The organism is Citrobacter sp. RHB20-C16, from assembly GCF_013890155.1.
Lineage (GTDB): Bacteria > Pseudomonadota > Gammaproteobacteria > Enterobacterales > Enterobacteriaceae > Citrobacter_A > Citrobacter_A amalonaticus.
Genome location: NZ_CP057630.1, coordinates 3,129,791 through 3,154,746 on the forward strand (window position 1 = coordinate 3,129,791; position 24,956 = coordinate 3,154,746).

General features: G+C 53.5%; 21 protein-coding genes. 7 read left to right on the top strand and 14 right to left on the bottom strand.

Annotation, left to right across the window (positions count from 1 at the left end; all coding sequences use genetic code 11):
* Positions 1 to 12: 12 nt before the first annotated feature.
* The 5 genes from mglA to folE all read right to left on the bottom strand — a co-directional run bounded on the left by mglA (position 13) and on the right by folE (position 5,901).
* Positions 13 to 1,533, bottom strand: coding sequence for a galactose/methyl galactoside ABC transporter ATP-binding protein MglA (mglA, locus tag HVX64_RS15065; protein WP_043000125.1), 1,521 nt, complete (start codon positions 1,531 to 1,533; stop codon positions 13 to 15).
* A 66-nt stretch (positions 1,534 to 1,599) separates the two neighbouring features.
* Positions 1,600 to 2,598 carry a galactose/glucose ABC transporter substrate-binding protein MglB gene (gene mglB / locus HVX64_RS15070; protein WP_043000124.1) on the bottom strand — a complete coding sequence of 333 codons (999 nt, stop codon included), beginning with the start codon at positions 2,596 to 2,598 and terminating at the stop codon, positions 1,600 to 1,602.
* A 294-nt stretch (positions 2,599 to 2,892) separates the two neighbouring features.
* Positions 2,893 to 3,918 (bottom strand): HTH-type transcriptional regulator GalS, encoded by a 1,026-nt coding sequence (gene galS / locus HVX64_RS15075; protein ID WP_044258641.1) that lies wholly within the window; start codon positions 3,916 to 3,918, stop codon positions 2,893 to 2,895.
* 142 nt (positions 3,919 to 4,060) lie between these two features.
* Positions 4,061 to 5,218 (bottom strand): DUF418 domain-containing protein YeiB, encoded by a 1,158-nt coding sequence (yeiB, locus tag HVX64_RS15080; RefSeq protein ID WP_044258639.1) that lies wholly within the window; start codon positions 5,216 to 5,218, stop codon positions 4,061 to 4,063.
* 14 nt (positions 5,219 to 5,232) lie between these two features.
* Positions 5,233 to 5,901: a GTP cyclohydrolase I FolE gene (gene folE, locus HVX64_RS15085; RefSeq protein WP_043000121.1), complete on the bottom strand. Its 669-nt coding sequence runs from the start codon at positions 5,899 to 5,901 to the stop codon at positions 5,233 to 5,235.
* 308 nt (positions 5,902 to 6,209) lie between these two features.
* On the opposite strand from folE, the gene fghA reads away from it, so the two are divergent.
* Together fghA and HVX64_RS15095 are read left to right on the top strand one after the other, a co-directional pair.
* Positions 6,210 to 7,046 carry an S-formylglutathione hydrolase gene (gene fghA, locus HVX64_RS15090; RefSeq protein WP_044258637.1) on the top strand — a complete coding sequence of 279 codons (837 nt, stop codon included), beginning with the start codon at positions 6,210 to 6,212 and terminating at the stop codon, positions 7,044 to 7,046.
* A gap of 284 nt (positions 7,047 to 7,330) precedes the next feature.
* Positions 7,331 to 9,316, top strand: coding sequence for a ligand-gated channel protein (locus tag HVX64_RS15095; protein ID WP_044258635.1), 1,986 nt, complete (start codon positions 7,331 to 7,333; stop codon positions 9,314 to 9,316).
* 64 nt (positions 9,317 to 9,380) lie between these two features.
* On the opposite strand, the gene lysP is transcribed toward HVX64_RS15095, so the two are convergent.
* A complete protein-coding gene (gene lysP, locus HVX64_RS15100) occupies positions 9,381 to 10,850 on the bottom strand; it encodes a lysine-specific permease (RefSeq protein ID WP_044258633.1) in 1,470 nt (489 codons plus the stop codon).
* Positions 10,851 to 11,035: 185 nt separating this feature from the next.
* The gene (gene yieE / locus HVX64_RS15105) at positions 11,036 to 11,899 is read right to left on the bottom strand and encodes a DNA-binding transcriptional regulator YeiE (RefSeq protein ID WP_043000117.1); all 864 of its coding nucleotides are present in this window, start codon (positions 11,897 to 11,899) and stop codon (positions 11,036 to 11,038) included.
* A 99-nt stretch (positions 11,900 to 11,998) separates the two neighbouring features.
* Between yieE and HVX64_RS15110 the strand changes: the two genes are divergently transcribed.
* From HVX64_RS15110 to HVX64_RS15120, 3 genes are all read left to right on the top strand, one after another.
* On the top strand, positions 11,999 to 13,048 hold the full coding sequence (locus HVX64_RS15110; protein WP_044258631.1) for a YeiH family protein: 1,050 nt from the start codon (positions 11,999 to 12,001) through the stop codon (positions 13,046 to 13,048).
* Between the two features lie 103 nt (positions 13,049 to 13,151).
* Positions 13,152 to 14,009, top strand: coding sequence for a deoxyribonuclease IV (gene nfo / locus HVX64_RS15115; RefSeq protein WP_043000115.1), 858 nt, complete (start codon positions 13,152 to 13,154; stop codon positions 14,007 to 14,009).
* A gap of 2 nt (positions 14,010 to 14,011) precedes the next feature.
* Complete coding sequence (locus HVX64_RS15120; RefSeq protein WP_043000114.1) at positions 14,012 to 15,103, top strand: sugar kinase; 1,092 nt, start codon at positions 14,012 to 14,014, stop codon at positions 15,101 to 15,103.
* 55 nt (positions 15,104 to 15,158) lie between these two features.
* Here the strand turns inward: HVX64_RS15120 and HVX64_RS15125 are convergent, their stop codons facing one another.
* The 6 genes from HVX64_RS15125 to fruB form a co-directional block, all read right to left on the bottom strand.
* Positions 15,159 to 16,409, bottom strand: coding sequence for a NupC/NupG family nucleoside CNT transporter (locus HVX64_RS15125; protein ID WP_043000113.1), 1,251 nt, complete (start codon positions 16,407 to 16,409; stop codon positions 15,159 to 15,161).
* Positions 16,410 to 16,494: 85 nt separating this feature from the next.
* Positions 16,495 to 17,430 (bottom strand): pseudouridine-5'-phosphate glycosidase, encoded by a 936-nt coding sequence (locus HVX64_RS15130; protein ID WP_044258629.1) that lies wholly within the window; start codon positions 17,428 to 17,430, stop codon positions 16,495 to 16,497.
* Complete coding sequence (locus HVX64_RS15135) at positions 17,418 to 18,359, bottom strand: pseudouridine kinase (RefSeq protein ID WP_181825045.1); 942 nt, start codon at positions 18,357 to 18,359, stop codon at positions 17,418 to 17,420. Before HVX64_RS15135 ends, HVX64_RS15130 begins: the two co-directional genes overlap by 13 nt.
* Before the next feature lie 284 nt (positions 18,360 to 18,643).
* Positions 18,644 to 20,335 carry a PTS fructose transporter subunit IIBC gene (fruA, locus tag HVX64_RS15140; protein ID WP_044258626.1) on the bottom strand — a complete coding sequence of 564 codons (1,692 nt, stop codon included), beginning with the start codon at positions 20,333 to 20,335 and terminating at the stop codon, positions 18,644 to 18,646.
* Between the two features lie 16 nt (positions 20,336 to 20,351).
* A complete protein-coding gene (gene fruK / locus HVX64_RS15145; protein WP_043000110.1) occupies positions 20,352 to 21,290 on the bottom strand; it encodes a 1-phosphofructokinase in 939 nt (312 codons plus the stop codon).
* The gene (fruB, locus tag HVX64_RS15150) at positions 21,290 to 22,420 is read right to left on the bottom strand and encodes a fused PTS fructose transporter subunit IIA/HPr protein (RefSeq protein ID WP_181825046.1); all 1,131 of its coding nucleotides are present in this window, start codon (positions 22,418 to 22,420) and stop codon (positions 21,290 to 21,292) included. Before fruB ends, fruK begins: the two co-directional genes overlap by 1 nt.
* 369 nt (positions 22,421 to 22,789) lie before the next feature.
* Here fruB and setB point away from each other — a divergent pair, with 369 nt between their 5' ends.
* Complete coding sequence (gene setB, locus HVX64_RS15155; RefSeq protein ID WP_044258621.1) at positions 22,790 to 23,971, top strand: sugar efflux transporter SetB; 1,182 nt, start codon at positions 22,790 to 22,792, stop codon at positions 23,969 to 23,971.
* Here the strand turns inward: setB and HVX64_RS15160 are convergent.
* Positions 23,968 to 24,222, bottom strand: a complete 255-nt coding sequence (locus HVX64_RS15160) for a YkgJ family cysteine cluster protein (RefSeq protein WP_043000107.1) — start codon at positions 24,220 to 24,222, stop codon at positions 23,968 to 23,970. The genes setB and HVX64_RS15160 overlap by 4 nt on opposite strands.
* A gap of 150 nt (positions 24,223 to 24,372) precedes the next feature.
* Between HVX64_RS15160 and yeiP the strand changes: the two genes are divergently transcribed.
* A complete protein-coding gene (gene yeiP / locus HVX64_RS15165; protein ID WP_012131588.1) occupies positions 24,373 to 24,945 on the top strand; it encodes an elongation factor P-like protein YeiP in 573 nt (190 codons plus the stop codon).
* Positions 24,946 to 24,956: the final 11 nt, after the last annotated feature.

A 24,956-nucleotide genomic window follows, 5' to 3' on the forward strand; every position in this document is an offset into this window, starting at 1 on the left:
GAGCCCCTGATCTTAAAGGTGCAAAGACGCAAGACGCAGAATTTCGTTTTGCGTTGTCGTTTTTGTATCAACAATTCCAGAAACGAGGCCGTTGCTCATGACCAGAATACGATCCGTTATCCCTAACAATTCCGGCATTTCGGAGGAGATAATAATGATCCCCTTACCTTTTTTCGCCAGTTCCGCAATTAACTGATAAATTTCAAACTTCGCACCGACGTCGATCCCACGGGTGGGTTCGTCGAGCATTAAAATTTCCGGTTGCGTCAGCAGCCAGCGACCAATAACCACTTTCTGCTGGTTACCGCCTGAAAGCGAACCAATTTGCGTCTTGTGACCTGGCGTTTTTACCCGCATAGAGTCAATAACCCATTGGGTATCACTTTTCATTCGTGAGTTATCTAACAGACCCACTTTATTTTTGTAATTCTGAATATTGGAAATTAAGGAGTTAAAACCAATGTCCAGATAAGCATAAATCCCGGTAGAACGACGCTCTTCGGTGACCAGCGCGAAACCGTGGTTAATGGCTTCATTCGCACTGTGGTTATTAATCTTTTTGCCGTGCAGCGTAATGGTGCCCGATGATTTCTCACGGATACCAAACAGCGTTTCAACGATGTCAGTACGCTTAGCGCCGACCAGTCCTGCGATACCGAGGATCTCGCCTTTATGCAAATCAAAGGAAACATCCCGAATAGACGGCTGACGCAGCGAGGTCAGGTTGCGCACTTCAAGAATCACTTCCCCCGGATTGTTGGATTTATCCGGGAATCGCTGGTTCAAGGAACGGCCGACCATCATGGCGATGATCTTGTCCATATCCAGCCCTTCCAGCGGTTGCGTCGCAATCCACTGTCCGTCGCGCAACACGGTAATTTCATCACACAACTGGAAAATTTCTTCCATTTTGTGGGAGATGTAGACAATACCGCAACCGCGTTCTTTCAGCTTGCGAATAATGGTGAACAGATGGTTGACCTCTTTTTCGGTTAATGAAGAGGTCGGTTCATCCATAATCACAATTTTGGCGTTATACGAAAACGCTTTGGCAATTTCAATCATCTGCATTTGCGAGACGGACAATGTTCCGACGCGCGCACGCGGATCGATATCAATATCCAGCTCGTCAAAAATCGCTTTGGTATCGCGGTACATTTTATCCTGATCGACAAACATGCCTTTGGTGGGATAACGCCCCAGCCACATGTTGTCCATAACAGAACGTTGTAATACCAGGTTTAATTCCTGGTGTACCATTGAAATACCATTCTCCAGCGCTTCTTTGGCTGAATGAAAATCGATTTCTTTACCCTGAAATAATATGCTGCCAGAATCTTTTTGATAGATCCCAAAAAGACATTTTAATAGTGTCGACTTTCCTGCGCCATTCTCTCCCATTAATGCATGAATCGAATGTGGGCGGACTTTTAAATTAACATTATCAAGTGCCTTAACGCCGGGAAAAGACTTGTTGATGCCGCTCATTTCCAACAAGAATTCGCCTGACGGCTGAGTAGTTGTGCTGACCATAATTATACCTTGTTGGCCTCGCAGAGTGCGTGATGAAAGGGCGCGATAACATCGCGCCCCACAAACTTACTTCTTAGTGAACTCGGCCAGGTTATCTTTATCAACGCCTACGTAAGGAACGCGGACGATTTTATTTTCGATTTTCCACTCAGTGCCGTCAGCCGCCCCCTTGCCATCGGCAAGGTTTTTCGCCAGGTCAAAGGTCGCTTTTGCCTGGTTGTTCGCATCGTTCAGCACAGTACCGGCCAGTGCGCCGGATTTCACCAGTGCCAGCGCTTCTGGCAGCGCATCGACGCCAAATACCGGTACGCTGGTTTTGTTGTGTGCTTTCAGCGCTTCAACGGCGCCCATTGCCATCGCATCGTTGTTGGCGATAACCACTTCAATTTTGTTGGCGTTCGGACCGGAAAGCCACGCATCCATTTTGTCCTTCGCCATTGCGGTGTCCCACATGGCGGTATCTAACTGCAGCTGTTCGGTTTTGATGCCTTTGTCGTTCAGCTCTTTGATAACGTAAGTGGTACGCGCTTCAGCATCCGGATGACCCGGCTCGCCTTTCAGCAGCACGAACTGAATCTGACCGTCTTTGTTCAGATCCCAGCCCTGGTTTGCCGCCCAGTGTTTGGCAATCAGATCGCCCTGGATAATACCGGATTCTTTGGAGTCAGTACCGACGTAGTAAGCCTTGTCATAGCTGTCCAGGGCTTTACGGGAAGGTTCTTTGTTGAAGAAGACCACAGGCACATTCTGACCGCGCGCTTTTTCGATAACGGTGCCCGCAGCCGCCGGGTCAACCAGGTTGATGGCCAGCGCTTTCACGCCTTTTGCCAGCAGCACGTCGATCTGATCGTTTTGTTTGGACTGGTCGTTCTGCGAGTCGTTCATCAGCAGTTGCACATCTGGCGCCGTTTTCGCATCTGCTTCGATAGCCTTACGCACCACGGACATAAAGTTATCGTCATATTTGTAGATTGTCACACCGATGCGAGTATCCGCAGCGTGTGCAGCCGCGCCGAATAACATGCTTGCCATAACGGCAGAAAGGGTCAACACCTTCTTATTCATGGTAACTCCGGTTTTATTATGCAGGGTAGTACGTAAGATAAATGCCCGGCGGGACAAAACGTTAATGAAGTGTTATGTAAACGCCGAAGCTCATTTTAAAAAAATCTCTCTTCCTTGCCCGGTAACGCTCCAGAAATAGGCTTTAATTTCGCTTAAAGCGCTTTTACCTCGGTAAAAGTGATTACTCACAGTTACATCGTAGTTACAGTGCGACAAGCGGTGCCATCATAGCTATCACAATGTTAAGATACTGTGAATTTACTCACATATTGAAAGCGGTTACATCTGGCGAAATCATAAGTTAGTGATCGCCGCCGCATTCTGTCGTACAGCAACCGAATGACGCCGCACGAGGGTCGGCATAAAGCAGTGGGTCGCGGATAAATCCAGCGTTCCCGCAGCGCCCTGTAATGCGAGTTCTGTCGCCAGTTTTGCCATAGAAGCAATGGGATAGCGCACCGTTGTCAACTGGGGATCGGTGTAACGGGCGATGGGAATATCGTCGAAACCAATGATTGAAAGGTGTAAGGGAATGGAAATGCCGTTGTCCTTTAGCGCCGTCAGCGCGCCCGCGGCCATATTGTCGTTATAGGCAAACACGGCGCTTAGCTGCAGGTTGCGCCCCAGCAGCTCAACCATTGCCGCCTCACCGCCCTGCATATCCGGCGATCCGATGCCAATCCAGCTTTCAGGCGCCACAATGCCCTGCTCCTTAAGCGCACTGCTCCACCCTTCCCGGCGCATGACGTCATCTTCAATGCGGTGGCTGGAAGCCAGATAGCCAATCCGCTGATGACCATTATTCAATAACATACGGGTCGCCATTTTCGCGCCGCTGATATTGTCCAGGCACACGCAGCGGTGGGCGTAGCCAGGGACAATGCGGTTGATCAGCACCATACCGGGGATCTGATCCATAAACTCGCCCAGTTCCCGATCGCTTAACGCTTTTGAGTGAACGATCAGCGCGTTACAGCGCTGGCGGATCAACACCTCAATGGCATGACGCTCTTTTTCGGCTTCATGATAGCTGTTGCCGATCAGCACATATTTTTGATGCTGTTGAGCGACCAGATCTACCGCTTTCACCAGCGCGCCAAAAAACGCATCGGACACGTCCATCACCACCACGCCGATGGTTTCACTGACCTGCGTGGCCAGCGCCTGGGCATTGGCGTTTGGCCGGTAGCCCAGCAGCGTCACCGCCTTCATTACCGCCTCGCGCGTATCAGGACTGACCAGCGCGCTGTTATTTAACACGCGGGAAACCGTCGCTACCGATACGCCTGCCTGACGCGCCACATCACGAATGGTGATCATATTCACTACCCTGTCTGGAATTGCAGCCACTCGCTGCATAACTGGCGGCTATTTTGTCAGCGGAGGGAAAAGGACTACGTGAGTGCGGTCACAGCGATGAAAGCGCTTACATCCATTTTGTTAATGATTGTGATCCAGATCGTTATCTGGATGTACGGGACAATGACGTCCCTGACGCTCGCAGGGTTAATTGCCGCCAGAGCCACTCCATCGGGCCCTGAGGCAGGAATCGTAACCAGATCACGGAGAAAAGCAGGTTTGCCAGCCACACCGGGATGACAAACAGCAGCAGTTCCAGTCGGTCAAATTTCATAAATAAGCCGAATTGATAAAACAGCGTGGTGCAAATCACGGTTTGCAGCAGATAATTTGTCAGCGCCATTCGCCCGACACAGGCAATCGCATGAGCGATTTTGCTGCGGCTTAACTGCGGCCAGTAACCAAACATCAGCGCGGTATAGCCGAGCGTCTGAAATGGTGCGCTAAGCTCACGCGGAGCCTGTAACAAGAACGCGCACCAGCGATAGCTCCACTCCAGTTGCCACTGTACGACCACGGCAGGCAGGTTAATAAGTAGACCCACGGCGATCAGTAAAAAACCGCTGCGTCGGTAATGCGAAAGACGAAACTGCCCTTTCAGCCAGCCACTGCGCATCAGTGCCGCCCCGAGCAACATCATACCCGCCAGTTGCCAGCCGTACTGCGCGCCCAACGCCAGCAGGCTATTCGATAAGGCATCGACCCGATTACTGATGGCTTCCACGCCGCCATTCACCTTCCAGTATTGTTCATACAGCAACGCAGACGCATCCGGCGTCCAGGCGCGGTTTGTTTCACTGCCGGAGATCGCGCCAAGCAGCAGCAGAACGGCAATGCCGACCACATAGAGCATCACGCCGGTGTTAAACAGGCTTTTCACCGATGGTGCATCGCGCACCAGTCGCCAGCAGATCAGCCCCACCAGCCCATAGGCCAACAGAATATCGCCGTCCCAAAACAGCAAGGCATGAATAAAACCAAGGAGCACCAGCAGAGTCAGGCGGGACTGGATCCAGCGCTTACCGCGCGGCAGCAGCATTTGCAGGCCCGCGCCAAACAGCAGTGCAAACAAAGTGAGAAATTTTACCTGCGCGAACAGATCCAGAATGGCCCATGTCCAGGCATCTGAAGCCGTGATATTTCCGTACCAGGCGGGATTGAGGTAAGCCGCCTTTGGCAAACCAAAGGCGCTGATATTTAACAGCAGGATGCCAAGGATGGCGACGCCACGGACAAAATCCAGCGTGACATTACGCTCCATAGCTCCTGCCTTAATCAGTTGTGATGACGGACCGCGCGCAAAAATTCCTGACGCGTATTCTGGCTCGATTTAAACAGACCGCCAAGCGAGGTGGTGGTGGTTGCACTGGTGGCATCACGAATACCGCGTGCTTTCACGCAGTAATGCACCGCATCAATCGATACGGCCACGTTATTGGTTCCCAGCAGAGTTTGCAGCGCGGTCAGGATCTGTTGCGTCAGACGCTCCTGTACCTGCGGACGTTGGGCAAAGAACTGGACGATGCGGTTGATCTTCGACAAACCAATCACCGACTCTTTCGGGATATAGGCCACGGTGGCTTTACCATCAATGGTCACAAAATGGTGTTCACACGTGCTGGTGAGAGTGATGTCGCGTACGGTGACCATCTCATCGACTTTCATTTTGTTTTCAATGACGGTGATTTTCGGGAAATTGGCGTAATCCAGGCCTGAGAAAATCTCATCGACATACATTTTGGCGATGCGATGCGGGGTTTCCATCAGGCTGTCATCGCTCAGGTCGAGGTTCAGCAACTGCATGATCTCGGTCATATGGCCTGAGATAAGACGTTTGCGCGTTTCGTTATCCATCTCATGCACGGGCGGGCGCAGCGGCGTTTCCAGCCCTCGCGCTACCAGCGCTTCATGAACCAGGGCCGCTTCTTTACTGAGTGATGACATTTATTCTTCTCCTGCAGGTGTGGCGCCTCTGCCCTGCGTGGGGCAAAGTTTGTAGGCTGTTGACAGCCTGATTATTGTGCGTGAGGCCGCGCACATAATCCAGTATTCACAACGATAATTATTGAAATCGCCGTTGCCTTTCAAACCACGTTTCGTAAAAGGGGACGGGAAGGGTTACATCGACGTGTGCTCAATGATGAAGCAAGTCTGCGCGATGCGGAAGTGAAAGTTACTCACAGTGCCATGAATTATCTGTATTATGGGGAGTTTGCGAACACATTCAGGTTCAACATAACAAGGAGCCACGCATGGAAATGCTCGAAGAGCACCGCTGTTTTGAAGGCTGGCAGCAACGCTGGCGTCACGACTCCACCACGCTGAACTGTGCAATGACGTTCAGCATTTTTCTCCCTCCCCCTCGTGATACTACCCCTCCGCCGGTTCTGTACTGGCTGTCCGGGTTAACCTGTAATGATGAAAACTTTACCACTAAGGCCGGTGCGCAGCGTATCGCGGCTGAATTAGGCATCGTTTTAGTCATGCCGGATACCAGTCCGCGCGGTGAACAGGTCGCCAACGATGAGGGGTATGATCTTGGTCAGGGGGCCGGTTTTTATCTCAATGCGACGCAGCAACCCTGGGCTGCTCATTTCCGCATGTATGATTACGTGCGGGACGAACTCCCGTCGCTGATTCAGGCGCATTTTAACGTCAGCGATCGCTGCGCGATCAGTGGACATTCCATGGGCGGTCACGGTGCGCTGATCATGGCGTTGAAAAATCCAGGCAAATACACCAGCGTTTCTGCATTCGCCCCCATCGTTAACCCGTGCCGCGTCCCGTGGGGAGAAAAAGCGTTTCTCGCCTATCTCGGCGAGGATCGCGCCGCATGGGCGCAATGGGATAGCTGTGCGTTGATGTACGCCAGCCAGCCGGAAGACGCCATCCCGACGCTGATTGACCAGGGCGACAGCGATCAGTTTCTGGCCGATCAGCTCCAACCCGCGGTTCTGGCTGAAGCCGCACGCCAGACCGCATGGCCGATGACGCTGCGTATTCAGCCTGGTTACGATCATAGCTATTACTTTATTGCCTCATTCATTGAGGATCATCTGCGCTTCCATGCCGAACATTTGATGAAATAACCGCAGGAGGGCAATGCGCCCTCCTTCTTCTTCTCCACATCTCCATGATTTCTTCATTTTTTCCTCACATTTACGTTCCGCTATCTTATTGACTTAAAAGGTTTTTCCTTACAAACCAAACAAACGCAAATGATTTCAATTATCATTTGTGTTTACAAATATTCATTCTTTTGTACAATTTCCCCCGCTTCTTTACCGCTAAGAGTTCTTAAAAGACAAACACATACAGTTGTCATGGCCTTTTACATGGCACGCGGTTTTTATTCGTTTAATGGAATGACAAAATGACTATACCTCACGTTAAGGCTATTGCCATCGTCGTCAGCGCGGCATGCCTCCCATCGCTCGTTCATGCTGCCGATCAGGATACCGTTGTGGTTACCGCGACGGGATTTGAGCAGAAGATCCAGAACGCCCCAGCTTCAATTTCGGTTATTTCAAAACAGCAAATTGAAGACAAAGCTTATCGTGACGTTACCGATGCACTGAAAGATGTCCCTGGCGTAGTCGTCACAGGCGGGGGCAGCAGCAGTGATATCAGCATCCGAGGGATGGCGTCGCAATACACGCTGTTCCTGGTGAACGGTAAACGCATCAGCACTCGCGGTACGCGTCCGAACAGCGATAATTCTGGGATCGAGCAGGGCTGGCTGCCGCCGCTGGAGTCCATCGAGCGTATCGAAGTCATCCGTGGCCCGATGTCCTCGCTGTACGGATCCGATGCGATGGGCGGCGTGATTAACGTGATCACCAAAAAAGTCTCTAACACCAAAGGCTGGACCGGTTCTCTGCACGGTGACGCTACTTTCCAGGAAAACAGCGACTCCGGCGATCTGTTCCAGACCAATGCCTATGCTTCTGGTCCGCTGATCGACGGCTTGCTGGGTGCGAAAGTCACCGGACTGCTGTCCCGCCGCGCGGAAGATCAGATCGTCAACGGTTACAATGAGCAGCGCCTGCGTAACGGCGGTCTGACCCTTAACTTTACACCGGATGATAAGAACGACATCGATTTTGATATCGCTCGTGAATTGCAGGATCGCAACAGTACGCCAGGTAAATCGATGGCCGAGGAAACCTGCCGGAAAGGCACCTGTAAGCCAAACACGAAAAGTGAAAACCGCTATGAGCACACCACGTATTCACTGACGCACAGCGGCTATTACGATGATTTCAACAGCACCAGCTATATCCAGCAGGAAGAGACCCACAACCCGGGTCGTGAGATGAAGTCATACAACACGATCTTCAATAACCAGAACCAGATTTTCCTCGGCGCCCATACGATGACGCTGGGCGGTCAGTACCGTTATGAAAAACTGCGCGATAACGGCAACCAACTGGAAGCGGCTGACGGTCTGAATAAACTGACCCGCTGGAGCTGGGCGCTGTTTGCAGAAGACGAATGGGCGATGACCGATAGTTTTACCCTGACCGGCGGGATCCGTATGGATAAGGACGAAAACTACGGCGACAACTGGACGCCGCGCGGTTATGGCGTCTGGCATCTGAGCGATCAATGGACCTTAAAAGGTGGCGTCTCCGCAGGCTACCGCGCACCCGATCTGCGTCAATCCTCCGCAAACTGGGGTCAGGTAACCGGTGGCGGTCGTTTGAATGGCATTATTGTCGGCAACCCGGATCTGAAACCGGAAAAGAGCCTGAGCGAAGAGCTGGGACTGCTGTGGGATAACGGCGATAACCTTAATGCCGGCATCACCCTGTTCAATACTGATTTCAAAGACAAGATCACCGAAGTCCGTCGCTGCAACAGCAGCGCCGATCCGGCCTGTACGATTGGCAGCGAAAGCTATGATTTTGTCAGCGATCGCGTGAACGTCGATAAAGCCAACATGCGTGGCGTGGAATCCACATTCGGCTGGAAGATGACCCGCGACCTCAACTGGACGGCTAACTACACCTATACCGAGTCAGAACAGAAGAGCGGCCAGTTTGAAGGCAAGCCATTAAACAAAATGCCAAAGCATATGTTTAACACCACGCTGGACTGGCAGGCAACGGAGACCGTCGGCTTCTGGAGCCGTCTGAACTTCCGCGGTAAAACGTCTGAATACCTGAGCCGCACCTCAATGTCGCAGGGCACACCGTCCTATACGCAGGTTGATGTCGGTCTGCGTTACAACGCGAACAAAAACCTGCTGGTGACAGCCGGGGTGTATAACGCGCTGGATAAACAGATTGATTACGATACCTATGACACCATTCTCGATGGTCGTCGTTATACGGTAGGTCTGACGTACAACTTCTGAGTCCCTCCCAAAAAAAAGCCTCCGCAACGGAGGCTTTTTTATCGCTTTATTCATGCGGTGACGACTATTTCTTCACGCGTTCCGGGAAGTGCATTTCATTGTAACGTACGAAGTGAGTCCCGCGGGTCAGCTTATAGCCGAACCAGATAATCAGGAACAGCGGGATACCAATATAGGTTGCCGCCACGCCGCCCCAGTCAATGGTGTCTTTCAGGAACGCTTCATAGTTCTGGCCTAGCGTGATGATAAGACACAGAACAAACGCGAAGATCGGCCCCAGCGGGAAGAAGCCGGAACGATACGGCAGATCCTTCACGTCATGCCCTTGCAGAACATACCCACGACGGAAACGATAGTGGCTGATGGCAATCCCCAGCCAGGCGATAAAGCCCGTCATCCCGGAAGTATTCAGCAGCCACAGGTACACCGTCTGGTTACCGAACATTGAGGTCAGGAAGCACAGACCGGCAATCACCGTCGTGGCATACAGCGCATTACGCGGAACACCGCCGCGAGACAGTTTCGCAAAAATACGCGGCGCTTTACCATCGCAGGCCAGGGTGTAAAGCATACGGGTTGAGGCGTACATCCCGGAGTTACCCGCCGACAGCACCGCCGTCAGGATCACCGCATTCATCACCGCCGCCGCAGAGAGCAGACCGGCATGCTGGAAGACCAGCGTGAACGGGCTGACGCTGATGTCTTTCACATCGTTACGCAGCAGGCTCGGATCGGTGTACGGAATGATCAGGCTGATAATCAGAATCGCGAAGACATAGAACAGCAGGATTCGCCAGAACACCTGACGCACCGCACGCGGAATGTTCTTCTCCGGATCTTCAGATTCACCGGCGGCAATACCAATCAGTTCCGTCCCCTGGAAGGAGAAACCGACAATCATCGCCACGCCAATCATCGCCGCAAAGCCACCGGCAAACGGCGCATCGCCCGTCGTCCAGTTGCTCCAGCCCACCGGCTGAGTGCCTTTGAAAATACCGACGATCATCATAACGCCAACAATGATGAAGATAATCACAGTGGCCACTTTGATCAGTGAGAACCAGTATTCCGCTTCACCAAAACCTCTGACCGAGATGTAGTTCAGCAGGAAGATGACGCCGAGGAACAGCGCACTCCAGATCCAGCCTGGGGTATCAGGGAACCACCAGCTCATCACCAGCTGTGCCGCCACAAGGTCAACAGCGATGGTCACCGCCCAGTTGTACCAGTAGTTCCAGCCTAGCGCGAAGCCGAAGCCTTCTTCAACATAGTTCTGACCGTAGGTCGCAAACGAACCGGACACCGGCATATACGCCGCCAGTTCGCCCAGACTGGTCATCAGGAAGTACACCATCAGGCCAATCAGAATATAGGAAAACAGCGCACCGCCTGGACCCGCTGCGGAAATGGTGGCACCAGATGCCACGAAAAGACCTGTACCGATAGAACCGCCAATCGCGATCATCGTCAGGTGACGCGCCTTCAGTTCGCGACGTAACGCGGGCGCTTCTGTGGTTTTAGTTTCGGAAACCATGTGAAAATGCTATCCATCCAAAAAATGAGGCGCGATTGTAGCAGACGAAACGCTCGTCTTCCGGCACAAATGCGCTGTTATAAGAGACCTTCATGACTGGCCGCGGATTATAAGTAATAGCAGAGAATGGGGAACTTACTGCCCCCAGGACTTATCACCGTCAGGCGATCGGTCCCCGGCAGGCATTATTCGCAATAATTGAGGAAGCGCTGGAGCGCATTAGAGAGGTGTTTCTGGCGATGATGGATCCGCCAGAGCGTACGCACCAGACGCGGAAGCGGCACCGCCACTTCGCTCAGCGTTCCCGCCTGGAGTTGTTCATCAATCACGCGTCGTGACAGACAGCTAATGCCCAGCCCATGACGAACGGCATGCTTGATGGCTTCTGAGTTTCCCAGCTCCATCGCCATTTCAAATTTGGGCAGGTGCGACAGCAGCAGATAATCGACAATTTCGCGCGTCCCGGAACCGCGTTCGCGCAGGATCCAGGGGGCGGCTGCGAGCTGTTCAAGCGTCACCGGTCCCTGCGCCAGCGGTGAAGATGGTGCGGCGAAGACCACCAGTTCATCTTCCAGCCACGGCTCCGAGATGATCTCCGTATTGTGACACGGCCCTTCGATAAGCCCAATGTCGACCCGAAAATCGAGCACCGCTGTAATCACATCCTGACTGTTGCCGACGCTAAGTTCCAGCGGCAGCGCGGGGAAATCTCGCCGATAACGGGCAATCACCCCCGGAAGGATATAGTTGCCGATGGTGCTGCTGGCATACACGCGTATCGCGCCGTTGTCTTCGCGGAACAACTGCTCGATCTCCACCGCCTGCTCCAGCAACGCCAGCGCCCGCGGGTAAAGCAAGCGCCCGTGCTCATTCACCACCAGCCGTTTGCCTACGCGGTCGAAAAGCTGAACGCCCAGTTGACCTTCCAGATCGGTCAGCGCCGCGCTGACTGCCGATTGCGACAGCGCCAGCATCACCGATGCCTGCGTTGTTGAGCCGCTTTTCAAAACTTCGGTGAAGACTTCGAGTTGCCGCAGGGTGATGTGCATGGTCGCTTACCACTTATAAAGATTAATTATAAATATATAATCAATTTTATTTTTAAGCCAGTTCGCCGTAACCTTTTGCCCATAAAAGAGGAGAAGGCAATGACAGAACTCACCTTAACGAATCATCGTCGAACAATGTGGCATTTTATTCCGGGGCTTGCCCTGAGTGCAGTGATTACCGGAGTCGCCTTATGGGGCGGGTCCATTCCCGCCGTGGCGGGTGCCGGATTCAGCGCCCTCACCTTAGCGATTTTATTGGGGATGGTGATCGGTAACACCGTCTATCCCCAGATCTGGAAAAGCTGTGACGGCGGCGTCCTGTTTGCCAAACAACATTTATTGCGCCTGGGGATCATCCTCTACGGCTTTCGCCTCACCTTCGCGCAAATTGCTGACGTAGGTGTCAGCGGCATTCTGATCGACATCCTGACGCTGTCCAGCACCTTTATGCTGGCGTGCTTTCTGGGGCAAAAAGTCTTTGGGCTGGATCGCCAGACCAGTTGGCTGATCGGCGCGGGTAGCAGCATTTGCGGCGCGGCGGCGGTACTGGCGACGGAACCAGTTGTGAAAGCCGAAGCCAGCAAAGTCACGGTTGCCGTCGCAACGGTCGTGATCTTCGGGACGATGGCGATTTTCCTCTACCCGGCGATGTATCCGCTGCTGGCGCACTGGTTTAGTCCGGAAACCTACGGCATCTTCATTGGCTCCACCATGCATGAAGTTGCTCAGGTTGTGGCGGCAGGACACGCGATTAGCCCGGACGCCGAAAACGCAGCGGTGATTGCCAAAATGCTTCGCGTCATGATGCTGGCTCCGTTCCTCATCTTTATGGCCGCTCGCGTTAAGCAACTGTCACCGGCCAGCGGTGGGGAAAAAAGCAAAATCACCATTCCGTGGTTTGCGATTCTGTTCATTGTGGTCGCCATTTTCAACTCATTCCACCTGCTACCGCAGGCAGTGGTGAACATGCTGGTCACACTGGATACGGTCCTGCTGGCCATGGCAATGGCGGCACTGGGGCTGACGACGCATGTCAGCGCGCTGAAGAAAGCCGGGGCGAAACCGCTGTTGATGGCACTGGTGCTGTTCATCTGGCTGATTGTCGGCGGTGGCGTGATTAACGTCCTGGTCCAGCACGTTATTGCATAATTCACTACATCCTGACCCTGTTAACCCGCTATGATTGGCAAGATTCAATTTCCGGATACACAAATCCGCCAGGCCACATCTGGTGGGTTAACAGGAGTCTTTAATGAAATACATCGGAGCACACGTCAGCGCAGCTGGCGGGCTGGCAAATGCCGCAATTCGCGCCGCTGAAATCGAGGCAACCGCGTTTGCACTCTTTACTAAAAATCAACGTCAATGGCGCGCCGCCCCTCTTACCGCGCAAATCATCGATGACTTTAAAGCCGCCTGTGAGCAATACCACTTCACATCCGCTCAAATCCTGCCGCACGATAGCTATCTGATCAACCTGGGCCACCCGGTCGGCGAGGCGCTGGAAAAATCCCGCGCGGCTTTTCTTGATGAAATGCAGCGTTGTGAACAACTCGGCTTATCTCTGCTTAACTTCCATCCAGGCAGCCACCTGATGCAAATTTCGGAAGACGAGTGTCTGGCAAAGATTGCTGAGTCGATCAACATCACACTCGCCCAGACCGAAGGGGTGACTGCGGTGATTGAAAATACTGCCGGTCAGGGCAGCAACCTCGGATTCAAATTCGAGCACCTTGCCGCCATCATCGATGGCGTAGAAGACAAATCACGCGTCGGCGTTTGCATTGACACCTGCCACGCTTTCGCCGCGGGTTACGACTTGCGTTCCGCCGCCGAATGCGAAAAAACCTTTGCCGAATTCGAGCGCATCGTCGGTTTCCAGTATCTGCGCGGTATGCACCTGAACGATGCCAAGAGTGCCTTTGGCAGCCGGGTCGACCGTCACCACAGTCTGGGCGAAGGCAACATTGGTCATGACGCGTTCCGCTGGATCATGCAGGACGCCCGTTTCGACGGCATTCCGCTGGTGCTGGAAACCATCAATCCCGACATCTGGGCAGAAGAGATCGCGTGGCTGAAAGCGCAGCAAACTGAAAAGGCGGTTGCGTAATCATGAACGACAGGGAAAAACAGATACTCAAAATTCTGCGCCGCAACCCGCTGATTCAGCAAAACGAAATCGCTGATATTTTGCAGATCAGCCGTTCACGCGTCGCCGCGCACATCATGGACCTGATGCGTAAAGGGGCAATCAAAGGAAAAGGTTACATACTTACCGAACAGGCCTATTGCGTGGTGGTAGGGGCGATTAACATGGATATTCGTGGGATGGCGGATATCCACTACCCGCAGGCCGCCTCTAACCCAGGCAGTATCCACTGTTCTGCAGGTGGCGTCGGGCGCAACATTGCCCATAACCTCGCCCTGCTGGGTCGCGATGTGCATCTGATTTCCGCTGTCGGCAGTGATTTTTACGGCGAGACGTTGCTGGAACAAACACGCCAGGCAGGCGTCAATATCTCCAGTTGCATTCGCCTGCACGGGCATAACACCTCAACTTATCTCTCCATCGCCAATCAGCAAGAAGAGACGGTGCTGGCAATTAATGATACCCATATCCTGCAACAGCTGACGCCGCAGTTGCTGAACAGCTCGCGGGATTTAATCCGTCACGCCGGAGTGGTGCTGGCGGACTGCAACCTGACGCCGGAAGCCATCGAATGGGTCTTTACGGTTGCTGATGATATTCCGGTATTTATTGATACCGTTTCCGAGTTCAAAGCGACGAAGGTGAAAACCTGGTTTACGCGCATCCATACGCTGAAACCGACACAAAAAGAGCTGGAGATCTTATGGGGTCACCCCATCAACAGCGATGCCGATCGACTCAGCGCGGTGAATGCCCTTCATCAACAGGGCATTCAACAGATTTTTGTCTGTCTGGAAGATGAGTCAGTCTTTTGTAGCGAGAAAGATGGCGAGCAATTCTTGCTCACGCCGCCCGCGCATACGGTGGTCGACAGCTTCGGTGCCGATGACGGTTTTATGGCCGGACTGATCTATTGCTTTCTGGAAGGGAGCGATTTTCGCGAAAGCGCGAATTTCGCAATGGCCTGTGCGGCCCTGTCACGCGCCAGCGTCAGTATCAACAACCCCACCCTTTCCGCTGATAACGCGCTGTATCTGTTAAAAACAAGCCAGTGAAAACGGCTTATCCGGCCCAGGGTCGGTCCCCTGACCGGATAAGCCATCAGCCACGCTACGCCAGTCCAATAAAGAACCCGGCAATGGTCGCACTCATCAGGTTAGAGAGCGTGGCTGCCGCCAGCGCCCGCATACCCAACTGGGCGATTTCCGGCGCGCGCTGAGGCGAAATAGCCGAGAACGCCCCGACCACTACGCCAATGGAACCAAAGTTGGCAAACCCACACAGCGCAAAAGAGATGATGGCGATGGTTTTCACATCCAGGGTGCCGCCATCCTGCAAATAAGGCGACAGGTTGAGGTAAGCGACAAATTCGTTGATTGCCAGCTTCTGCCCAATCAGGCTCCCTGCCAGGGTGGCATCGCTCCAGTCAACGCCCATGATCCACGCCAGCGGGGCTAACACCCAGCCGAAGATCCCTTCAAGCGTCGCATGACCATAGCCGAACCAGCCGCCAATTCCGCCGATAATGCCGTTAAGCAATGCGATAATCGCGACAAACGCCATGACCACCGTTGCCACGCCTGCGGCAATTTTCAGCCCGGTCATCGCACCGCTTGCCGCGGCTTCGATAATGCTTTTCGGTGGCGTCTCGGTGAAAGAGAGGTTTTCGAAAGTGACTTTTGACTCTTCCGTTGCCGGACTCAGAATACGCGCAAACAGGATCCCGCCAGGAATCGCCATCAGCGAGGCCGCCAGCAGATAATCAATCGGCACGCCCATACCGGCGTAGCCAATCATCATCGAGCCCGCAATCGAGGCCATCCCGCTACAGATCGCGGTAAACAGTTCATTGCGATTCAGGCGGTCAATAAACGGCTTCACAATCGCCGGGATCTCGTTTTGCCCGAGGAAAATCGTCGTGACCGCAACGAACGATTCAATCTTACTGATATTCAGGGCCTTCTGGAAAATCCCGCCCAGGATGCGAATCAGCAGTCCCATCACGCCAATGTAGTACAACAGGCTGATAAGCGCGGTGACAAAAATGATCGCCGGGAGCACGCGGAAGGCGAAGATAAAACCGGCGCCATCAAACAGCACATCCATTTTTGGCCCAACCAGAGAGCCAAAAATAAAGGCACTGCCCGCGTCACTGTAAGACATAACTTTATGCACACCCAGCGCCGCCTGTTCAACCAGCCATTTGCCCGGCGGGAAATAGAGCATGATCCCGCCAATCGCAATTTGCAGCACCAGCGCTGCGCCCACGGTACGTAAGCTGATGTGTTTTTTATTCACTGACAGTAAGTATGCGATCACCAGCAGTACCGCCATACCCACAACACTTCTCATTATATCCATAATGATTTCCCTTCATGCCAGGAAACCCGGCGCGAGGCCAGGTTTTGGTGGTTTCGGGCGACCGCACGCTGCCCGTTCGTTTCGATCAGGCGAGGCGTTGATATTCCTTCGCTATCTCGCAGGCCAGTACGGCGTTGTTAAACACCAGTTGGATGTTGGACTTCAGGCTGTCGCCTCCGGTTAATTCAGCAACGCGCGCCAGCAGGAACGGCGTGCTCTCTTTACCGATAACGCCCTGCTCTTCCGCTTCCCGGACGGCCTGGTCAATCGCCGCATTGATTTTCTCTTCCGCCATGGCGTAGGTTTCCGGGATTGGATTGGCGACCACCAGACCTCCGTTCAGGCCGGTTTGCCATTTCACTGCCATCGCCCGGGCAATTTCCTTCGCGCTGTCGAGACGAATGCTGACCTCAAACGGACTGGTACGGCAGAAAAATGCCGGTAACGCAGTGGTCTGATATCCAATTAACGGCACACCGAACGTTTCTAAATATTCCGTGGTTAAACCTAAATCGAGAATAGATTTCGCGCCGGCACAAACCACGGTTACATTGGTATGAGCCAGTTCCTGAAGATCGGCGGAAATATCAAACGTATGTTCCGCACCGCGATGAACGCCGCCAATACCCCCGGTAGCAAAAACGTGAATACCCGCAAGGGCGGCAATAATCATGGTTGAAGCAACCGTGGTCGCGCCATTTTTTCCAGCGGCTACCACAAACGGTAAATCACGACGACTGACTTTAGTTACGCTATGTCCTTCGCGACCTAATAATTCAATTTCTTCTTTACTCAGGCCGACTTTCATTACTCCGCCAATAATGGCAATCGTTGCCGGCACAGCACCGTGCTTACGAATAGTTTCTTCGACTTCAATTGCCGTCTGCGCATTTTGTGGAAAAGGCATACCGTGAGAAATAATTGTCGATTCAAGCGCAACAATCGGTTTTTTACTGTTAATAGCGTCCTGGACTTCTGGCGAAATATGCAGTAATTCAGAGGAAATCGTTAATTCAGACATTCTGTGTTCTCCACAAGGGTTTTAACGTTCGCAACAGATAATTCAGGGTTATTGGTATATTCACTGGCCAGCGCCATTGAGGAACAACCCTGTGCAAATCGAATAGAATCAATGAAGGGCATGCCTTCAACCCAGCAGGAAGCGAGTCCCGCCATCATGGCATCTCCCGCTCCGGTAACGTTAACGACATGGGTTTTTATCGGTAGCGACCAGCCGCTCTCACCGTCTTTTTCACTGTAATAGACCCCATCGCCCCCCATGCTGAGTACCAGACGGTGCAGGCCACGCGCATGGAACCAGGCAGCGACTTTCGCAACATCTTCGCGCCCTGAAAGCGCAATGCCGCTGAGAGTTTCCGCCTCAAGACGATTAGGTTTGAGGGTATGAATTTGGGCCAGACGCTCGCGGATCTTGACGCATTTCCACGCCGATACCGGGTCAACAAACACCGGTACATCCCCCACGTTATCCAGTAACCAGGCCAGCGTCTGTTCACTAATATTACAATCTGCCACAATGACACGGGCACCCCGGATAAAATTGAGATGCTGCGCCAGAAACGCCGCCGAAATATGTTCGGTAATGCTCATGTCATTGATTGCCACCAGCATTTCACCGGTATTATCGAGAAGCGATAAATAACTTGAGGTGTTCTCACCGGCAACAATCAGGCAATTATCCACATGCACGCCTGACTGATTCGTCTGCGCCAATAACGATTGGCCATAGAAATCATTGCCAACCGCCGTCATTAACCAGGAATTTTTCCCGAGCAATGCAAGATTGTGAGCGATATTGCGACCAACTCCGCCAGGTGTAAATTTAATTTTACCCGGATTTGAGTCCGCATAATTCAAGGAAGCATGCGAATATCCTGCAACGTCCATATTGGCGGAACCAATCGTGATGATGTATTCCTTTTCGCGCATAGCACATCTCCTGGTACGAAAATACCATGACTTTGAGATTGTTAAGACTATTCACGGCTCAAACGACTTATTAGAGCACATGTTTATATTCAAACATGTGTTTATAGTAAGCTTGTTTTTATGAAAGTAAACGCACTGGCAAGAGCAAAAACCGCCAGATATGAACAGAATCACAATTTTTTATAGATACAGTTTGCAAGCGAGGAAATATTTGAGAGGAAGGACACAAAACGAAGATAAAAAAAAGGGCAGAGAACTCTCTGCCCTGGTGTGAAATGATGACTTTATGCCGCTTTGGCGACGGCATCTTCTTCCGGACGTTTCAGGAAGGCATAGGCCAGACCCGCAACCAGCGTACCGGCGACAATGGCAATCAGGTATCCCAACACCGGGGTAATCGCCCCTGGGATCAGCAGAACAAACAGACCACCATGCGGTGCCATCAGTTTCGCCCCAACCGCCATTGAGATCGCCCCCGTCAGCGCGCCGCCAACGATACAGCACGGCAGAACACGCATCGGGTCGCGCGCGGCGAAAGGAATGGCTCCTTCGGTGATAAAGCACAGACCCAGTACCAGCGCCGCTTTACCCCCTTCCTGCTGCGCCTTGTCGAACTTACGACGCGCAACAATGGTTGCCAGCCCCAGCGCCAGCGGTGGCACCATGCCTGCCGCCATAATGGCCGCCATTGGCGCGTAGGTTTGTGTACTCAGCAAACCGACGCCAAACGCGTATGCCGCCTTGTTAACCGGCCCTCCCATGTCGGTACACATCATCCCACCGAGGATCGCACCCAGCAGCACCGCATTCGCCGTCCCCATGGTTTGCAGCCAGTGCGTTAACCCTTCGAGGATCCCGGCGACCGGTTTACCGATGAGGTAGATCATAGCCAGACCCACCACGAGGCTGGAAATCAGCGGAATAATCAGGATCGGTTTCAGCGCTTCCATACTCTGCGGCAGCTTCAACTTCGTGCTGATGGCCTTCGCCACATAGCCTGCAAGGAAGCCCGCAATGATCCCGCCAATAAAGCCAGAACCCGTGCTGACGGCGAGCATACCGCCGATAAGACCTGGCGTCAGACCCGGACGGTCAGCAATCGAGAAAGCAATGTAGCCCGCCAGAACCGGCACCATCAGAGCAAAGGCTGAACCGCCGCCAATTTGCATCAGCGCGGCCGCCAGTGTCCCTTCGACTTTAAACGCTTCGATACCAAAGGCGAAGGAAAGCGCGATACACAGACCGCCGGCAACCACCATCGGCAGCATGTAGGACACGCCCGTCAGCAGGTGACGATACGCGCCAGCACTCTCTTTTTTCCCTTCATTCGCCGCAGCCTGCGCTTTGCCGGCGGGCTCATATACCACGGCTTGCGCCACAGCGTTATCCAGTTCCTGCGCGGTTTTCTTCAGCGCCAGACCGGTAGAGGTACGGTACATGGGTTTACCAGCAAATTTCGCCAGATCCACTTCAATATCTGCGGCCACAATCACCAGATCCGCCTGGGCCACTTCTTCCGGTGTAATGGCATTGCCAGCGCCCACAGAACCGCGGGTTTCGACTTTCACCCACCAGCCGCGTTTTTTCGCTTCGGTTTCGATCGCTTCCGCCGCCATAAAGGTATGTGCTACGCCGGTTGGGCATGCCGTCACGGCCACGACGCGTTTCGGACCGCTGGTTGTGGCAACAGGCGCTACAGCAACCGGTGCGCTATAAGGCTTCGCGTGACCCTTGGCTTCGCTAAGAAATAGCTCAGGATGCGCCACCGCCCGGGCAATATCACCCAGCCAGACTTTTTTGCCGTTCAACGCGTTGTCATTAGGGATGGCATCGGCCAGTACGATCGCCAGTTCAGCGTCATTTGGATTGTCGATGATATCCAGATTTGCTTTATGCGCCGCCGCACCGAGCAGAGTTTTCGCCATGTAAGCGCGAGCCTGCCCGAGGTTAGCGTCAATAATCAGCAGCGTTTTCATTATGCCTCTCCTGCTGTCAGTTAAACGGTTGTAAGTCGACACGCGACATCATTGCGGCCAACTGAGGACGATCGGTAATACCAACATTGCTCTGACTGACTGCCAGCGCAGCAACGGCTGTCGCCAGACGCAGCGTATGTTCGCTGGATTCACGCATCAGCAGACCGTAAATCAGGCCGCCAACCATCGAATCCCCGGCGCCTACGGTGCTGACCACGTCAACCGAAGGCGGTTTGGCGAGCCATTCTCCCGAGGCGTTCACCCACAGCGCGCCTTCTGCCCCCAGGGAGATCACCACATGTGCGATACCCTGTTCACGTAACGCATGCGCCGCCTCAATCACATCTTTCATTTCTGGCAGCTTGCGGCCGGCCCAGATTTCCAGTTCACGGCGGTTCGGTTTCACCAGCCACGGCGCGGCTTTTAGTCCTGCAACCAGGGCTTCACGACTACTATCAAAGATAATGCATGGACACTGACTGCGCAGACGCGTCATCCAGTCGGTGAAGGCTTCCGGACTCACGCCGGATGGCAGACTGCCGCTGACGCACACCATGTCGAACTGACCCAACCAGCTCAGGGAATCATTAACAAAACGCTCCCAGTCGGCAGGCGTGACCTCAAAACCGGAGAAGTTGAAGTCGGTGACTTCACCGTCTTTTTCGGTCAGCTTGACGTTGATGCGGGTACGCCCCTGCACCACCTGAAAACGGTTAGCAATTCCCAGTTCGCTGAACAACTGCTGAAAACCGTCCTGGTTATCTTTGCCGAGGAAACCGCCGACCGTCACGTCGATCCCGAGATCCTTCAGCACTTTGGCGACGTTGATCCCTTTCCCCGCCGCGTGCAGACCGGTCGTTTTTACCAGGTTAACTTCACCGCGCTCAATTTCAGGACAGAACCCCACCAGATCGTAGGCCGGGTTTAGCGTGATGGTCGCAACACGTCTGCTCATTACGCGCCCTCCCCAAGACCGGCAGCGATGGCATCGCCAATCGCTTTCAGCGCCTGTTCAGCATCAGCCCCCTGCGCCGTAAAGCGCAGGCGATGTCCTTTCTTCACGCCCAGCGCCACCACTTTCATCAGACTACGTCCATTTGCCGGTTTGCCGGTTCCATCAAGGTTTGCCACGGTAATTTCACTGTTGAATTGTTTAATCGTATTGACCAGCATGGTCCCCGGACGGGCATGCAGGCCGTGCTCATTGCGGACCACAAACTCGGCGTTCAGCACATCATCAGTCAGAGCGTCATCGCTGGTCAGCAGTGCCAGGACAGTCGCCGCGTCGGCGTTCAGCAGACGGTCAGCTTTCGTCTCCAGCAGCAGATCGCCCAGACGCTTCAGCACGGCGACGGGCTGGTCGTCAGCCATGGCAACGGTCACTAGCAGCGCCGCTTTTTCGCCCTGTACGTCAAAAGCATTTACCGCACGACTTACCGCCACGGCGCTGCGCAGGTTGCCTTCAGCACTGTCGCTGAGCCAGATCCCCTGACCCAGGTTCATCGGCTGTTCGTTAATCACTTTCGCGACAAACGCCGCATCTACGACGCCAGCCTCTTTCAAACGTGCCGCATTCAGCGCCTGCAACGTCACTAAATCGGTCGCGACGACATCCAGCATCAGCGTGTCGTTGTCGAGCTTCAGCTGCTCACTCTCCTTTTCGCCCATCAACAACGCACGCAGTTCTTCAGCAGTGGTCGCTGACTTAAGCTGTTCAGCTACGGAGTCATCGCTCAGCACGTGCGTCAGCTGACGCAGCAGACCAAGGTGCTCATCGGAGCTGGCGGCGATGCCAATCGCCACATATGCCACCTGACCGTCACCCCAGGTTACGCCCTGCGGGAACTGAAAAACCTGTACACCGGTTTTCAGCACCTGATCGCGGGTGTCGGTTGTGCCATGCGGAATCGCAATCCCGTTGCCGAGAAAAGTGGACGTCTGCTGCTCGCGAGCAAGCATGCCGTCTACGTAGCCGTCCGCAACGTTGCCAGCCTGCACTAACGCAGCGGCAACCTGACGGATGGCTTCCTGTTTATCTCCGGCCTGCTCGCCCGGATGAATGTCCTGAACGGATAACTGAAACATGGTTCTCCTCTCCTGCTGAATTGAAACGATTCAGCTTACATGAGAAAAAAGACGCTATACGGTTCCCTCAACTGAAACTCGACAGCGCTGAAACGTTTCAAGAAGTCTTGCGCTTTCTGCTTCAGCACGCAAGTAAAGTTGCATTTTTGATCGCAAAATTTAGAAGCAATGCACATTTTTGCCTCACTGGCGGTAGGTTGCTGAAGTCAATACAGCGTCATTTCACTTAAGATTCAGCAGCGTCAGCTAACAGCATTGTCAGAGTGAAATGCCATTTTGATTTTTCGTGGCGATTTTGATTTAGTCATCTGTTTATTTCTCACTAAGCGGCGTAAACTCCGCGTCTCGTCACACTACTGATATCCAAACATGCACAATACCCCCGCTGCCGCCTCGCCAAAAACGTTTGACCTGACGTCTACGGCTTTCCTTATTGTCGCCTTTCTCACCGGTATCGCCGGTGCGCTACAGACCCCCACGCTAAGCCTTTTTCTGACTGATGAAGTCCATGCGCGCCCAGCAATGGTCGGCTTCTTTTTTACCGGCAGTGCGGTGATCGGCATCCTGGTGAGCCAGTTTCTGGCGGGACGTTCAGATAAAAAAGGCGATCGCAAAAAGCTGATCGTCTTCTGCTGTGCGCTGGGCATGCTGGCGTGCGTGTTATTTGCCTGGAATCGTAACTACTTTATTTTGCTGTTTGTCGGGGTGTTTCTCAGCAGTTTTGGTTCGACCGCCAACCCGCAAATGTTTGCCCTGGCCCGCGAACATGCTGACCGCACAGGCCGTGAAGCGGTGATGTTCAGCTCCATATTGCGCGCCCAGGTTTCCCTCGCGTGGGTGATCGGCCCGCCGCTGGCTTACGCGCTGGCAATGGGCTTCAGCTTTACGGTGATGTACCTCAGTGCCGCGGTGGCGTTTGTGGTTTGCGGGGCAATGGTATGGTTTTTCTTACCATCCATGCGCAAAGAGACCGCACTGGCGATCGGTACGCTGGAAGCGCCGCGTCGTAACCGTCGCGATACCCTGCTGCTGTTTGCCATTTGTACCTTAATGTGGGGTACCAACAGCCTGTATATCATTAATATGCCGCTGTTTATTATTAATGAGCTGCATCTGCCGGAGAAACTGGCGGGTGTGATGATGGGGACAGCGGCCGGTCTGGAAATCCCGACCATGTTGATTGCTGGCTACTTCGCAAAACGTCTGGGTAAACGTCTGCTAATGTGCATTGCGGTCGCTGCCGGTTTTTGCTTTTACGCAGGAATGCTGGTCGCGCACTCCCCTGTTGTGCTGCTGGGTTTACAATTGCTGAACGCCATCTATATCGGTATTCTCGGCGGCATCGGTATGCTCTATTTTCAGGATCTGATGCCTGGTCAGGCAGGGTCCGCCACCACGCTCTACACCAATACCATCCGCGTCGGCTGGATTATCGCCGGATCGCTGGCGGGCATTGCCGCTGAAATCTGGAACTACCATGCCGTTTTCTGGTTTGCGCTGGTGATGATTGTCGCCACCATGGCCTGCCTGTCGCGCATTAAGGATGTTTAGGGCGCGGTCAGCGCTTCAAGATCAATAAGCCAGGTCATCGCCTCGTCGCGGTTCGTTAAGCACATTTCCTGGGACGGTTTGAGGCTGCGACAGACGTTGGGGCGGAGGCTGGAGCCAAAGATACGGCACAGGTTGTCATCTGAGAGCTGGACGCACCTGACGTTTGCGGGCTTTCCCTGCGGCATGCCGGGGATGGGGCTGGAAATAGAAGGGGCAATACAACACGCCCCACAATCCGGACGGCATTCCATAATCTGACTCTCTTTATTGTGACCACCGGACAGGCGCGCACAGTACCACCTTTTTTGCACCAGCTAAAGGTGAATTCCACTTGCCTGAATGACCCGGCGCGAGTAGTTTGACGCGATAATTTAGCTAATCTCTATAACAGGATCTTTTCGATGCCAAGAGCGAACGAAATCAAAAAAGGTATGGTACTGAATTACAACGGCAAACTGCTGATTGTGAAAGATATCGATATTCAGTCCCCGACAGCCCGTGGCGCGGCAACGCTGTACAAAATGCGGTTCTCCGATGTCCGCACGGGTCTGAAAGTGGAAGAGCGTTTCAAGGGCGATGACATTGTCGATACCGTGACCCTGAGCCGCCGTGGCGTCGACTTCTCCTATATCGATGGCAACGAATACGTGTTCATGGATAAAGAAGACTACACGCCTTATACCTTCACCAAAGATCAGATCGAAGAAGAGCTGCTGTTTATCCCGGAAGGTGGAATGCCGGATATGCAGGTGCTGACCTGGGACGGTCAACTGCTGGCGCTCGAACTGCCGCAGACGGTGGATCTGGAAATCGTGGAAACCGCTCCAGGCATCAAAGGCGCTTCCGCCAGTGCGCGTAACAAACCCGCGACGCTGAGCACCGGTCTGGTTATTCAGGTGCCAGAATACCTGAGCGCCGGTGAGAAAATCCGCATTCATATCGAAGAGCGCCGCTATATGGGCCGTGCGGATTAATTTTTGAATGG

What these genes read in the sequence shown, in the direction of transcription:
- mglA (WP_043000125.1), bottom strand. Translation starts at nt 1,533, where the DNA reads ATGGTCAGCACAACTACTCAGCCGTCAGGCGAATTCTTGTTGGAAATG.
- mglB (WP_043000124.1), bottom strand. Translation starts at nt 2,598, where the DNA reads ATGAATAAGAAGGTGTTGACCCTTTCTGCCGTTATGGCAAGCATGTTA.
- galS (WP_044258641.1), bottom strand. Translation starts at nt 3,918, where the DNA reads ATGATCACCATTCGTGATGTGGCGCGTCAGGCAGGCGTATCGGTAGCG.
- yeiB (WP_044258639.1), bottom strand. Translation starts at nt 5,218, where the DNA reads ATGGAGCGTAATGTCACGCTGGATTTTGTCCGTGGCGTCGCCATCCTT.
- folE (WP_043000121.1), bottom strand. Translation starts at nt 5,901, where the DNA reads ATGTCATCACTCAGTAAAGAAGCGGCCCTGGTTCATGAAGCGCTGGTA.
- fghA (WP_044258637.1), top strand. Translation starts at nt 6,210, where the DNA reads ATGGAAATGCTCGAAGAGCACCGCTGTTTTGAAGGCTGGCAGCAACGC.
- HVX64_RS15095 (WP_044258635.1), top strand. Translation starts at nt 7,331, where the DNA reads ATGACTATACCTCACGTTAAGGCTATTGCCATCGTCGTCAGCGCGGCA.
- lysP (WP_044258633.1), bottom strand. Translation starts at nt 10,850, where the DNA reads ATGGTTTCCGAAACTAAAACCACAGAAGCGCCCGCGTTACGTCGCGAA.
- yieE (WP_043000117.1), bottom strand. Translation starts at nt 11,899, where the DNA reads ATGCACATCACCCTGCGGCAACTCGAAGTCTTCACCGAAGTTTTGAAA.
- HVX64_RS15110 (WP_044258631.1), top strand. Translation starts at nt 11,999, where the DNA reads ATGACAGAACTCACCTTAACGAATCATCGTCGAACAATGTGGCATTTT.
- nfo (WP_043000115.1), top strand. Translation starts at nt 13,152, where the DNA reads ATGAAATACATCGGAGCACACGTCAGCGCAGCTGGCGGGCTGGCAAAT.
- HVX64_RS15120 (WP_043000114.1), top strand. Translation starts at nt 14,012, where the DNA reads ATGAACGACAGGGAAAAACAGATACTCAAAATTCTGCGCCGCAACCCG.
- HVX64_RS15125 (WP_043000113.1), bottom strand. Translation starts at nt 16,409, where the DNA reads ATGGATATAATGAGAAGTGTTGTGGGTATGGCGGTACTGCTGGTGATC.
- HVX64_RS15130 (WP_044258629.1), bottom strand. Translation starts at nt 17,430, where the DNA reads ATGTCTGAATTAACGATTTCCTCTGAATTACTGCATATTTCGCCAGAA.
- HVX64_RS15135 (WP_181825045.1), bottom strand. Translation starts at nt 18,359, where the DNA reads ATGCGCGAAAAGGAATACATCATCACGATTGGTTCCGCCAATATGGAC.
- fruA (WP_044258626.1), bottom strand. Translation starts at nt 20,335, where the DNA reads ATGAAAACGCTGCTGATTATTGACGCTAACCTCGGGCAGGCTCGCGCT.
- fruK (WP_043000110.1), bottom strand. Translation starts at nt 21,290, where the DNA reads ATGAGCAGACGTGTTGCGACCATCACGCTAAACCCGGCCTACGATCTG.
- fruB (WP_181825046.1), bottom strand. Translation starts at nt 22,420, where the DNA reads ATGTTTCAGTTATCCGTTCAGGACATTCATCCGGGCGAGCAGGCCGGA.
- setB (WP_044258621.1), top strand. Translation starts at nt 22,790, where the DNA reads ATGCACAATACCCCCGCTGCCGCCTCGCCAAAAACGTTTGACCTGACG.
- HVX64_RS15160 (WP_043000107.1), bottom strand. Translation starts at nt 24,222, where the DNA reads ATGGAATGCCGTCCGGATTGTGGGGCGTGTTGTATTGCCCCTTCTATT.
- yeiP (WP_012131588.1), top strand. Translation starts at nt 24,373, where the DNA reads ATGCCAAGAGCGAACGAAATCAAAAAAGGTATGGTACTGAATTACAAC.